This is a genomic window from uncultured Streptococcus sp., assembly GCF_963516515.1.
In the GTDB taxonomy this organism is placed as follows: domain Bacteria; phylum Bacillota; class Bacilli; order Lactobacillales; family Streptococcaceae; genus Streptococcus.
Genome location: NZ_CAUQCJ010000002.1, coordinates 36,660 through 49,404, shown reverse-complemented (window position 1 = coordinate 49,404; position 12,745 = coordinate 36,660). Strand labels below are relative to the sequence as shown.

14 protein-coding genes are annotated in these 12,745 nt (G+C 40.5%); all 14 read right to left on the bottom strand.

Annotation, left to right across the window (positions count from 1 at the left end; translation table 11 throughout):
• Positions 1–143: 143 nt before the first annotated feature.
• A complete protein-coding gene (gene lytC / locus RYL77_RS00880; protein WP_315009148.1) occupies positions 144–1,658 on the bottom strand; it encodes a choline binding-anchored murein hydrolase LytC in 1,515 nt (504 codons plus the stop codon).
• Positions 1,659–1,691: 33 nt separating this feature from the next.
• On the bottom strand, positions 1,692–2,450 hold the full coding sequence (gene tpiA / locus RYL77_RS00875) for a triose-phosphate isomerase (RefSeq protein WP_000087891.1): 759 nt from the start codon (positions 2,448–2,450) through the stop codon (positions 1,692–1,694).
• Positions 2,451–2,547: 97 nt separating this feature from the next.
• Positions 2,548–3,225 (bottom strand): DnaD domain-containing protein, encoded by a 678-nt coding sequence (locus RYL77_RS00870; RefSeq protein WP_315009146.1) that lies wholly within the window; start codon positions 3,223–3,225, stop codon positions 2,548–2,550.
• Positions 3,226–3,233: 8 nt separating this feature from the next.
• Positions 3,234–4,178 (bottom strand): homoserine O-succinyltransferase, encoded by a 945-nt coding sequence (gene metA / locus RYL77_RS00865; protein ID WP_315009144.1) that lies wholly within the window; start codon positions 4,176–4,178, stop codon positions 3,234–3,236.
• Between the two features lie 182 nt (positions 4,179–4,360).
• Positions 4,361–4,873, bottom strand: coding sequence for an adenine phosphoribosyltransferase (locus RYL77_RS00860; RefSeq protein WP_001049320.1), 513 nt, complete (start codon positions 4,871–4,873; stop codon positions 4,361–4,363).
• An 86-nt stretch (positions 4,874–4,959) separates the two neighbouring features.
• Positions 4,960–5,718, bottom strand: coding sequence for a class I SAM-dependent methyltransferase (locus tag RYL77_RS00855; protein ID WP_315009142.1), 759 nt, complete (start codon positions 5,716–5,718; stop codon positions 4,960–4,962).
• 436 nt (positions 5,719–6,154) lie between these two features.
• Complete coding sequence (rplA, locus tag RYL77_RS00850) at positions 6,155–6,844, bottom strand: 50S ribosomal protein L1 (RefSeq protein ID WP_001085675.1); 690 nt, start codon at positions 6,842–6,844, stop codon at positions 6,155–6,157.
• 206 nt (positions 6,845–7,050) lie between these two features.
• Positions 7,051–7,476 (bottom strand): 50S ribosomal protein L11, encoded by a 426-nt coding sequence (gene rplK / locus RYL77_RS00845; protein WP_001085807.1) that lies wholly within the window; start codon positions 7,474–7,476, stop codon positions 7,051–7,053.
• A 121-nt stretch (positions 7,477–7,597) separates the two neighbouring features.
• Positions 7,598–8,314: an LD-carboxypeptidase LdcB/DacB gene (gene ldcB / locus RYL77_RS00840; protein WP_315009139.1), complete on the bottom strand. Its 717-nt coding sequence runs from the start codon at positions 8,312–8,314 to the stop codon at positions 7,598–7,600.
• 2 nt (positions 8,315–8,316) lie between these two features.
• Entirely contained in the window at positions 8,317–8,787 is a 471-nt protein-coding gene (locus tag RYL77_RS00835) for an HIT family protein (RefSeq protein WP_315009137.1), read from the bottom strand.
• A 1-nt stretch (position 8,788) separates the two neighbouring features.
• Positions 8,789–9,826, bottom strand: coding sequence for a M42 family metallopeptidase (locus RYL77_RS00830; protein ID WP_315009135.1), 1,038 nt, complete (start codon positions 9,824–9,826; stop codon positions 8,789–8,791).
• A 295-nt stretch (positions 9,827–10,121) separates the two neighbouring features.
• Entirely contained in the window at positions 10,122–11,447 is a 1,326-nt protein-coding gene (brnQ, locus tag RYL77_RS00825; RefSeq protein WP_315009133.1) for a branched-chain amino acid transport system II carrier protein, read from the bottom strand.
• Between the two features lie 172 nt (positions 11,448–11,619).
• Positions 11,620–11,907, bottom strand: a complete 288-nt coding sequence (locus RYL77_RS00820) for a rhodanese-like domain-containing protein (RefSeq protein ID WP_315009131.1) — start codon at positions 11,905–11,907, stop codon at positions 11,620–11,622.
• Positions 11,908–12,157: 250 nt separating this feature from the next.
• The gene (locus RYL77_RS00815) at positions 12,158–12,736 is read right to left on the bottom strand and encodes a uracil-DNA glycosylase family protein (protein ID WP_315009129.1); all 579 of its coding nucleotides are present in this window, start codon (positions 12,734–12,736) and stop codon (positions 12,158–12,160) included.
• Between the last annotated feature and the right edge of the window lie 9 nt (positions 12,737–12,745).

Below are 12,745 nucleotides of genomic sequence, written 5' to 3'. Positions count from 1 at the left end.
CTCACATGAGAAAAGTTGCAATAGACTGATAATTTAAGAATTATTTAGAGATTTTTTGATTAAATTTCATATCCCTTTGCTTCAGTAAAGTAAAGAAAAAGAGGATGCAAATTTCTTGCATACTCCTTTCTCAATTTTATATCTTAATACCAAACGCTGACGTCTACACGACCACGAATTCCTTTTAAGTATTCAGATGAAGTATATTGCCATCCTTTTTCACCTGAATAGTGAGGATTACTCCAATCAAGCGCATCCGTATAGGCTGCAACCCAGTTGACATGTTGTAAAATATCTGGATGATTCAAACGAGTTTGCAAAAGTTGACGATAGCTATAAACTTTCACATTTTGATAACCAGCCTGCCTCATTGTTGCCATATACTTATTGATGATCTTAACCCAGATTCCAGTATCACTTGGAGCTCTCTTGCTCTTATTAACATATTCCCAGTTCTCAACATCATAATAGATAGGGTAAGACAAGTTCATCTTGTATTTTTTCAAGAGTTCAATAGTTTGATTAGCATCATTCTCAGCATCGGTCTCATTTTCAGCATAAGTATAAAGGTAAACACCGTAAGGAATTCCAAGACGGTTTAACTCCTTAATATTATGAGCCAATTCCTTGTCCTCAGTTCCACTATAGCCCAAACGAACAATGACTCCATCTACTCCATTATCATCGATGACTTTTTTCCAATCACTGATACGACCATTGTGCTCACTGACATCGATGACCTTTTTAACTTGATCAGTCCCAACTTGTTCTTCACGATGGTTAAAGAAATAACGTCTGCCATTTCGGTGAACCCAGCCAACATTCAAGTCTTTCTTTTCTTTTAACTCACCTGAGTCAGAAAAAATATAGCGAGCATCATTCATGACTAATTCACCAGTAGCCATAGCACCACTTCCTGTCAAATAGTAGTTACCCTGCCACTCATCTTTGGCCATGTAACCCCACTTCTTGAAATAATACCACTTGCCGTCTACCTTTTGCCACTCTTGATTTGCATAAGAGCCATCAGACTTGAGATAGAAGTAAGACGAATAGGCTGGATCATAAAGCCATTCATTTTGCATCATGGCACCTTGACCATTCAAGAAATAATTTCCCTGCCATTGACTTTTAGCCATATAGCCCCACTTCTTAAAATAGTACCATTTACCTCCAACAGCGTACCATTCCTGGTTAGCATAAGAACCATCGGATTTCAGGTAAAACCAATTCTTATAGGCATTATCATAAACCCATTCATTTTTGGCCATATAACCACCTGATTTTAGGTAGTAATTGCCCTGCCATTCATTTTGAGCATAACGTCCGTCTGACTTAATATAAAACCAAGCCTTATAGTAGTTATCAAAAATCCACTCACTCTTAGCTTTGGAACCATCAGCCTTTACATAATAGTCCCCATCCCAGTGTGCAGAAGCATTGGTCTTTACTCCTTCGCTCGTTTGAGTTTTATTAGAAGACTGATTTTGCTCTGAACTACTTGAAACTGTCCTTGTATCCTGCGAAGTTTTTGAAGCTTCGGTTTCATTTGCAGCGACATGATTAATTGCCAAGCCGAGTAAACAGATACTTGCTAATCCAATTTTTCCAATCTTTGTTTTCAATCTTTCCTCTCCTATAAAAAATGGAACAGACATCTGAATGCTGTTCCACCTAGCTTTTGCTACTGATTATTTTACAAAGTCAAGCAAAGCCAAGAAGCTTTCTGCTTCAAGTGACGCACCACCTACAAGGGCACCGTCAACGTCTGGGCAAGCCATGTATGAAGCAACGTTTTCAGGTTTAACAGAACCACCGTATTGAACACGAACTTTGTCTGCAACTTCTTGACCAAAGTCAGCAGCTACAACGTCACGAACAACTTTACACATTTTTTGTGCGTCGTCTTGTGAAGCTGATTTACCAGTACCGATAGCCCAGATTGGTTCGTAAGCGATAACTGATGCAGCAACTTGTTCAGCTGTCAAACCAGCCAAAGCAGCAGATACTTGAGCACCTACAAATTCAGCTGCTTTACCAGCTTCGTAAGTTTCAAGTGACTCACCACAACAGATGATTGGAAGCATACCGTTTGCAAAGATTGCTTTTGCTTTTTTGTTGATATCTTCGTCAGTTTCATGGAAGTAGTCACGGCGTTCTGAGTGACCGATAACAACATAGTCAGTACCGATTTCTTTCAAAACTTGTGGGCTAGTTTCACCAGTGAAAGCACCTGCATTTTCAAAGTAGCAGTTTTGAGCAGCAACTTTAAGGTTTGAACCTTTAGCAGCAGCAAGAACAGCTGTCAAATCAAGAGCTGGAGCTGCGATACCTGCTTCAACAAGATCTGATGAAGGAAGTTTTGATGCAACAGCTTCAACGAATGCTTTAGCTTCTTCTGGATTTTTGTTCATTTTCCAGTTACCAGCGATAAATGGTTTACGTGACATTTCACATACCTCTTTTTTCAATTTATTTTCTATTTATTTTATCACAATTAGACACAGCTTGCAAATCTTACTCGGATTTCAAGCCTGCTGACATGGATTAATCCTTCCAGAGATCCATAGCATTTCTGAAATCTGCAGATACCTGTGTCAACTGAGGATTGCTTGCTTCTCTCTCTGCCCGCTTGGCCTCGATTTGAGCCACACTCTTGATTCCTTCATGGCGCCAATTTCTCAAAATGGCCTGAATGTACTTCCAGTTTGCTTTTCCATTCAAAACAGCTTCACGAAGAGCTTCCTTAATCAAGTCAGCACTGGTTCCATCTTCCTTAAGGGTCTTGGTCAAATCCTCAATCTCAAAAGGCGTCAACAAGCGTCCTAATTCCTGCTGGAAGGTTTCCACCAAATCCTTAAGCTGATTTTGAGGTGTCAACTGGTCTGAACTTGAATGAGCAACTCCAAGCAAGTCATCCAAACGTTCCAAGGCTAGACTAGCATCAAAAAGCAATTCAATTTCGCCATTCAATTCGATAGTACGATACTGAAGGAGTCCCCTCTCCGTCAGATTGGAAATGGCTTGATTGACATCTGAAATTTCCTTGCCAATCCTATCAGCAATCTGACTTGGTGACATTTCTTCTAAGCCTGTCGTATTTTGCAAATAGAAAAATTGCCAGACCAGAAAATCATCGCTAGAAGGAAAGAGTTCCTTAAAATGCAAGAGCAGGGCACTCGGTAAAACCAAGTTCCCTGATTTAAAAGCGTCTAAATATGTCATAATTCCTCTTATAAATACCCAAATGCAGATGCATCATCTTCTATCTTTCTCCAGTCAAAAGGCGTCTCCTGATAGACCGCATAGTTTACCCAGTTACTGAAAAAGAGGGCTGCCGATGAAGACCAACAAAGACAAGGAGTCTGATTAACATCATCATCCTTAAAGTAATTTTCTGGAATATGTGGGTCTAAACCTGCGTCACGATCCCTAAAATACTCTTTTGCCAAGGTATCACGGTCATATTCCAAATGCCCAAAACTATAAATTTCTCGTAAATCACGACTAGCCAAAATCGAAACCCCAACCTGAGGCCCTTCTGATAAAATCTCGAGATTGGTTTTGTTTAAGACCTCTTCCTTAGAAATCTCCGTGTGACGTGAATGAGGGGATACATAGCTATCGTCAAAGCCTCTAAAGAGAAGATGACCTTCCTTTAAGGTATCCTGAGGATAGATACCCGATAACTTACTGTCCATCTGGTATTTTTCCACTCCATAACGCAGATAGAGTCCAGCCTGAGCACCCCAACAGATATGAAGCGTCGAATAGACATGGTTCTTAGACCACTCAAGAACCTGACTGAATTCCTCCCAATAGTCCACTTCCTCAAATGGTAAATGCTCAACTGGAGCCCCTGTGATAATCATCCCATCAAAATACTCATCCTTGACTTCTGGAAAAGTTTTATAGAAGGTCTCCATGTGTTCTGAACGAGTTGTTTTAGAACGATGGCTCTCCATATAGAGAAAATCAATGTCCAGTTGTAGGGGTGTATTGGCCAAATGGCGCAATAACTGAGTCTCTGTCACCATTTTCTGTGGCATAAGATTTAAAATCAAAATCTTCAAGGGACGGATATCTTGGTGGGCCGCACGTTGATCATCCATGACAAAGATATTCTCTGTCCGTAAAATCTCAACAGCTGGTAATTTTTTATCAATTCGAATCGGCATAACCCTCTCCTAACTGTACTCTTTCAGGAATAATTGCATATGTTTGAAGCCAAATCTCAAACACTTAGTCCTTTTATTATACTGCAAGAAGATATAGTTTTCAATTATAGTTTTTCTCTAACTAGCTATAGTCTATATTTATATCCTAATGTAGAGAAAACAGCCCTAGGGACTGTTTTTGATTAATAATGCATAAGAACTTTGTAATCGTAGTCACCGATTTTTTCACGGCCGTTCAATTCATCCAATTCAACAAGGAAGGCACAACCTGCTACAACACCACCAAGTTTTTCAATCATCTCGATGGTTGCCTTAACAGTTCCACCTGTTGCCAAGAGATCATCTACGATAAGAACACGTTGACCTGGCTTGATGGCATCTGCATGCATTGTCAAGGTATCAACACCGTACTCTTTTTCATAGTCCGCAGAAATAACTTCGCGTGGCAATTTGCCTGGTTTACGAACAGGTGCAAAACCAATTCCCAACTCAAAGGCAACTGGACAACCCACGATAAAACCACGAGCCTCAGGCCCTACAACCATGTCAATTTTCTTGTCAGTAGCATACTGAACGATTTCACGAACAGCGTAGCTATAAGCATTTCCATCAGCCATCAAAGGACTGATATCACGGAAGGTGATGCCTTCCTTTGGATAATTTTCAATTGTTGCAATGTAATCTTTTAAATTCATCTTTTTCTTTCTTTCAAAGTTTTTTACTCTCTATTATAGCATATTTTTTAAGAAAGAAAAAAGGAAAAGTTAACTTCAATGATTATCTAAGAATTTGACCTTTTATGACTAGCCATAGCAATAAAGCCCAAGTTCTTTTTATTCTTATCAAACATTTTATACATCGTTAAAAACTGCTTTCTATTCTCCTTTTTACAAGCATTTATACAAATTTTCAAAGTTCCTAGCCAACCTTCGTCATAAATCATACCTGATAATTTCATTAATGTCATTTCACCAGTCAATACTTTCACATCACGATAACCTGATTCTATCATCACCTGTTCCCAACCATCTTGAGTTAAAGGACCTACATTTACATGAATTGCTTGTGACAATTCCTGTCTGACAGACTCTTTAGCTTCCTTAAGAAGCACATCATGTGTCAAGAGAAGACCTTCAGGTTTTAAAACCCTTAGATATTCCATTACACATTTTTTCTTAGCTTGATCGGCTTGCATAGTCAGCATAGCTTCATTTATAACAATATCAAAACTAGCATCTTCATAAGGAAGTTTCATTGCATTTGCTCTTTCAAACCTGATCAAATGACCAACACCTGCCGTTGCAGCAGATTTTTTAGCCACTTCTAAAGCTTGTCCATCCATATCAACAGCAGTTATCTTACAACCAAAACGCTGTGCCAACTCAATTGCTGTAGTTCCCCTATTACACGCAACCTCTAGTATTCTCTTTTCTTTTGAAAATCCTCCTTCCGCAATTAACCAATCTGTAGCACGTTTTCCACCTGGACGTAAGCGTTTTTTCCCCAATTTTGCTAAAAACTTATGACCTGCTTCTGACATTTGAACACCTCTGTTTTTTTCTTCATTATAACATAAAATGATATTATCTGACAATTCTAATCTATTATTTGATGAACTAGAATCAAAAGTATACAAGCTGCCATGACTATAGCATAAATCTATTGGTCACCTCTCTAGTCCGAATTCATACTCAATAAAAATCAAAGAGCAAACTAGAAAGCTAGGCGCAGGTTGCTCAAAGCAACGCTTTGAGTTTGTAGATAGAACTGACGAAGTCAGTAACATATATACAGCAAGCCGACGCTGACGTGGTTTGAAGAGATTTTTGAAGAGTATCAATTGCTCACCTAGTTTACTCATATAGGTTCACTAGTAGATAGTCCCCAAAGAGGAGTTGCAGCTCAGATGAACGACATACTCGTCGTACCCCAAAAAACGAGCACTTTCGTACTCGTTCTCTGATATAAACTACTGATTAAAGTGAGTTTACGTCAACTTTGATACCAACACCTTGAGTAGTTGTGATAGTCAAGTTTGTTACGTAAGTTCCTTTAGCTGTAGCTGGTTTTGCTTTTTGGATTGTTTCGTTGAAAGCTTTGAAGTTTTCAACCAATTTTTCAGCTTCAAATGATACTTTACCGATGATTGCTTGAACGTTACCTGCACGGTCAGCACGGTAAGTGATTTTACCACCTTTAGACTCTTCAACTGCTTTAGCAACATCCATTGTTACAGTACCAGTTTTAGGGTTTGGCATCAAGTTACGTGGTCCAAGGACACGTCCAAGACGTCCAACAAGAGCCATCATGTCAGGTGTAGCGATAACTACGTCGAAGTCCAACCAACCGTCGTTGATTTTAGCAACAAGGTCATCTTCACCAACAAAGTCTGCACCAGCAGCTTTTGCTTCTTCAGCTTTTGCACCACGTGCGAAAACAAGAACGCGTGAAGTTTTACCAGTACCGTTTGGCAATACCATTGCTCCACGGATTTGTTGGTCAGCTTTTTTAACGTCGATGTTCAAGTTGTAAGCAACTTCTACAGTTGCGTCAAATTTTGCAAAGTTAGTTTCTTTTGCAAGAGCTACAGCTTCTTCTACGCTGTATGCTTTTGTGCTGTCGATTTTCTCAAGAGCAGCACGAAGTTGTTTGCTTTTTTTAGCCATTTTCTATTCTCCTTGTAAGTGGTTCAATCGATTTTCATCTCCCACGTCACTTCTCGAAATGATGAAGTCTTGCGGGTTTTCAGTCTATTAGACTCTTTTCCTACGGCCTTAAGTTCCCTTGCTGTACCCAAGTACAAGCATCAGTCACTTGCCTAGTACGAAAAGTAACTAATAGACTGCTGTGAGATTTTCTACTGTGTTATTGATTAGTCAACAACAGTGAATCCCATAGAACGAGCAGTACCTTCGATCATACGCATTGCAGACTCTACGTTTGCTGCGTTCAAATCTGGCATCTTAGTTTCTGCAATTTCTTGTACTTGTGCACGAGTAACTGTAGCAACTTTAGTTTTGTTAGGTGTACCTGATCCTTTTTCAACACCTGCAGCTTTTTTCAAAAGAACAGCAGCTGGTGGTGTTTTAGTGATGAAAGTAAATGATTTATCTTCGTAAACTGAGATAACAACTGGAATGATCATACCAGCTTGGTCAGCTGTACGAGCGTTGAACTCTTTTGTGAATCCCATGATGTTGATACCAGCTTGACCAAGAGCAGGTCCAACCGGTGGAGCTGGTGTAGCTTTACCAGCAGGGATTTGCAATTTTACAAGTTTTTCGACTTTTTTAGCCATTTTTAAATCCTCCTTTGTGGTTTTGGCGGTAATTAAAGATTTTTACCTCCCACAAGTATGCTTTACACATACTCATCTATTATACACTATTTATCTAGAATTGCAAGAGAAAAGTTTATTTTTAATCGACGTAATCTCCGCCTTCAAAGCCGTAGTATTCTTCTAAACTAAGACCACTCTCAGCAATTTCTTTGGCTTCTTTTCCGACATAACGAAGGTGCCATTCTTCAGCCATATAGCCTGTTTCTTTTTCCTTACCTTTGAGATAACGAACAACAAAGCCATAATCAGCAGCGTGGTCCAAGAGCCATTGGGCTGCTTTTTCTTCTGTCACCAATTCTCCATTTGTGCTAATCACATCAAAGGCCAAACCTGTTTGGTGTTCGCTATAGCCAGGACGGGCAGAGTATCGGTCAGCTGCAGCCTTCCCATCTTGATTGACATAATCTTGATAGAGTTTGGTCTGAGTTTCGTAACTTCTAAAACCACTATAATGGTCACTAATTGGGAATCCTGCCTCTTGCATGGCCTTGATGAGTTTAAGCAACTCTGCCTTGGCTGTTGGGTTTTCCCCTGGATTGTAGTCTTTTGACAAAGGATAGTGCTTATTGGCTACGATGATTTCATCGTATTTCCCTTGTATACTGTAGTAGTCCCCTTTGTTGACCACTTCTGCTTTTTTCTGGGCAACTCCTTGAGACTTACTTCCGACTGTTTCATCAGTTTTGGCTGTTTGTTCTGTCTTAGCTACTCCATCTTCAGTTTTTGCTTTTTCTTGTGAACAAGCTGCTAGACTCAAGGCTAGCAAGGCTGTCAAGACTAGGTATCTTTTTTTCATCTTTACTCCTTTATTTCTAATAGTTTATCTAGTTCTGATGATAAACGTTTGACTAATCTTTTAATCTCATCCGGTTTTGTTTGGCAGGTTTCTGCTGTCATTTCTTCAAAGGGAACCCACCAGACTGGTCCACATCCCTTGAGACCGTGACCATTCATATCACCTCTTCGTCTAGGGAAAAGGTGCCAGTGGAGATGGGCATCGCCATTTCCTAAAAGTTCAATATTCATTTTCTCAGCAGCAAAGGCCTTGGCAACTGCCTCTTGGACTAAACTCATTTCCTCTAGAAAACGGAGTCTTGTTTCCTTTTTCAAATGGTGCAATTCCGTGACATGTTCTTTGGCTAGAAAGAGACTATAGCCTGCAAAATACTGGTGGTCTCCAATGACCACATAGCCTGTTTCTAACTCTTTGACAAAATAGGGATTTTCTCCCTTCTTGATGAGCTCAATTCTCTGACAAATTAGGCACATATTAGTCTACCAATGCGCTTTTAAGATAGGCATCAACCATACGCTCCGTTGCAACCACCGAGTCAATATGGGTACGCTCATAAGAATGGCTAGACTCGATACCAGCACCAAGAAGGGCATGTTTAACCTCTGCCCCTGCAGACATGGCTGCTGAAGCGTCCGAACCATAAAATGGATAGATATCTAGCTTAAATGGAATATCTTGTGCTTTCGCCAAAGCGACCAAATGTTGACGGAAGTCATAGTGATAAGGCCCTGAAGCATCCTTGACACAGATAGACACTGTGTATTCGTCTGTCTGCTGGTCATCGCCCATGGCTCCCATATCCACAGCCAGATATTCTACTACCTGAGCAGGGATATTAGAGTTTGCACCGTGTCCCACTTCTTCGAAGACTGAAAAAGCAAAATGGGTTGTTACAGGCAACTCAATCTTCTCTTCCTTATAAATACGAAGCAGGTTGAGCAAAATCGCTGCACTGACTTTATCATCCAAATGACGAGACTTGATAAAACCTGTCTCGGTCACGACAGTTCGTGGGTCAAAACTGATAAAATCACCGACTTCAATCCCAAGAGCACGAGTTTCTTTTTCATTGGTCACTTTTGCATCCAAACGTACCTCCATATTGTCTTGGGTACGTTCTGCAGTACCTGCATCCTTGTAGACATGGCAAGAAGTTTGGTGGATAAGTATGGTTCCTGATACTTTTTCACCTGTACTAGCCACATGAACGGTACAGTTTTCTCCTTCAATCATGTTCCAAGGAAAACCACCAATACGGTCCAATTTGAGACGACCGTCTGGTTTGACAGCACGGACAATGGCACCAAGCGTATCCACATGGGCAGTCACATAACGGTGTTGCTCATCATTTTGACCTTTAATGATCACATTGACACCACCCTTGGCTGTGCGAATCGGTTGGTAACCGAAGCCTTCTAGAGTCTTTACTAAATAGTCCGCAATCTCACGAGTGAAGCCCGTTGGCGACGCAATGGCTGTCAGTTCTTTGATATATTCTACTGTTTGATTCATTTCTTCACCTCTTTTGATACCTATTATAACACATTTATCATCGGATAAAAAAAGAAAATCACTCCTGTAGACTTAGCTACAAAAGTGATTTTATACTCAATAAAAATCAAAGAGCAAACTAGGAAACTAGCCGCAGGTTGCTCAAAACACTGTTTTGAGGTTGTGGATAGAACTGGCGAAGTCAGCTCAAAACACTGTTTTGAGGTTGCAGATAGAACTGACGAAGTCAGTAACATATACCTACGGTAAGGCGACGTTGACGCGGTTTGAAGAGATTTTCGAAGAGTATTAGTAATTATTCCATTTCAAAAACATCGCTTTCTTGCTTGTTTGGTAAAACTAATGAGAGCAAGATTCCGACAATAGCTGGCACCAACCATGGGAGAGATGCCTTAGCCAAAGGAAGAGCGTTGACAAGATTTGCAAGGAACTCAACCTTAAATGAGCTTCCTAGTACGCTTGCAATAGCAATAGCTGTAACGACTGCAATTGTCAACTGCATACCTGGTTTTGAAAGAGCCACAAATTTGTTGACAATGACAATCATAACAATGGCAATCGTGATTGGGTACAAGATAACCAGTACAGGGATTGAATACTTGATAATCGCACCAAGACCCAAATTAGCAATAGCAAATCCAATCAAGGTAAAGGCTGTCGCATAAACCTTGTAGCTGATTTGTGGGAAACGTCCGTTAAAGAACTCCGCTGTTGACACAATTAGACCAACTGTTGTTGTGAAGCAGGTTACAGTAACCATAGCTGCAAGGAAGAGTTGAGCTGTTGAGCCAAAGATTTCTTGAGTCGCTTGTGACAAGATGTAAACACCTGGTGTTCCACCCTTCATCGCTTCAGCTGGTACTGGGAAATGATTTCCAAGGAAACCTAAACCGATGTAAAGAGCGCTGAAGGCAAGGGCAACAACGATACCAACCACCCAAATAGTTGAAATGTATTCTTTCTTACTTGAAAATCCAAGTTGTTTCAAGGTTTGAACTGCGATTACACTAAAGGCAACAGAAGCAAGAGCATCCAAGGTATTGTAACCTTCAAGGAAACCTGTACCAAAGGCAGAAGCTTGATAAGCAGCTGACGCAGCTTGAGGACTTGTTCCACCATATTTGATAGCTCCTAGAACAACCAAGATAACAATCAAAATCGCAAAGACTGGTGTTAAAACACGGCCGATACGGTCCAAAATTTTTGATGGATTAAGCGAAATCAAATAGGCTGCCGCAAAGTAAAGAAGAGTGAAGACAATCAAACCTAGACCTTTATTCGCATCCGACAGAAGGGGGCTAATCCCTACTTCGTAAGCTGTTGTAGCTGTGCGTGGGATGGCAAAGAATGGGCCAATTGACAAGTAAAGAACTGAGAGGTAAAGAGTCGCAAACCAAGGCGCTATCTTTGTTGAAATCTCGTAGATATATCCTTTAGGATTGAGCGTTCCAATAATAAGAGTCAAGACGGCGATACCGACACCTGAAAAGACAAAACCTGCAATGGCAGGAAGAAAATGTTCTCCAGATAGAGCACCTAGAGAAGGCGGAAAAATCAAGTTCCCCGCACCAAAAAATATTCCAAACAGGAGCAAACCTGTTAGGGCACCTTTTTTAGCCATGAAAATCTCCTTCATATTTATAAAATACTGACTTAGTATACCATGATTAGGAGTCTGAAAAAAGCATCACGAAGTAAAATGTTAAATGTTTTTAAGATTCTAAAAAGTATGAATTATCTAAAAATAAAACTCTCCTACCTAGACAAAACCAAGTAGGAGAAAATTCTTATATTTAGAGTTCTTCAAAGGCAGTCATACCACCTTGAACATTGATAACTTCATAACCTTGTTCAGCTAGAAATTGACAAGCACGCGCCGATCTCATCCCAGATTTGCAAATAACATAATGTAACTGGTCCTTGTCCAACTGATTATAGGTATCAGCCAATTGACTAAGTGGTAGGTTGTGGGCGCCTTCTAAATGAAGAGCTTCAAACTCATCCACTTCTCTCACATCCACTAGAGAAAGTTGGTCGTTTTGGTAAAGCTGGTAAAATGCGTCAAAGGTAATTTCTTTCATTCTTTTTCTCCTAATACTCTTCGAAAATCTCTTCAAACCACGTCAGCGTCGCCTTACCGTAGGTATGGTTACTGACTTCGTCAGTTCTATCCACAACCTCAAAACAGTGTTTTGAGCTGACTTCGTCAGTTTTATCTGCAACCTCAAAGCTGTACTTTGAGCTGACTTCGTCAGTTCTATCCACAACCTCAAAGCTGTGCTTTGAGCTGACTGCGGCTAGCTTCCTAGTTTGCTCTTTAATTTTCATTGACTATAAAATAGTTTTAATTCTTTTTTTCAAATCTGGCACCACTTCTGACTCAAACCAAGGATTTTTAGCCATCCAGATTTGATTTCGCGGTGAGGGGTGAACCAGTGGAAAATAGGTTGGCAAGTAGTTCTGGTAATGTTTTACTCTCTCTGTCACCTTGCCACTAACTTTCTCATGTAAATAGTAGGCTTGGGCATATTGCCCAATCAAGAGGGTTAACTGAATATCTGGTAATTCTTGCAAGAGTTGTGGATGCCATTTTTCTGCAAAACCGGTACGAGGTGGCAGATCTCCCGACTTGCCATGCCCTGGAAAGTAGAAATCCATAGGCAGAACTGCGAAATAACCTGAATTGTAAAAGGTATCTTCATCCACACCTAGCCACTCCCGCAAGCGGTTACCACTCTTGTCCTTCCAATAAAGGCCTGCCTCTTGAGTTTTTAGTCCTGGTGCCTGACCAATGATATTGATGCGAGCAGTCTTTGGCGCCGCAAAGAGAGGCTCAATTCCGCGCTCTGTATAGCTGGCATTCTGCGGATCTGCCATAATAGCCTGCTTGATTCTTTCGATTTGAGACATCTATTTTCC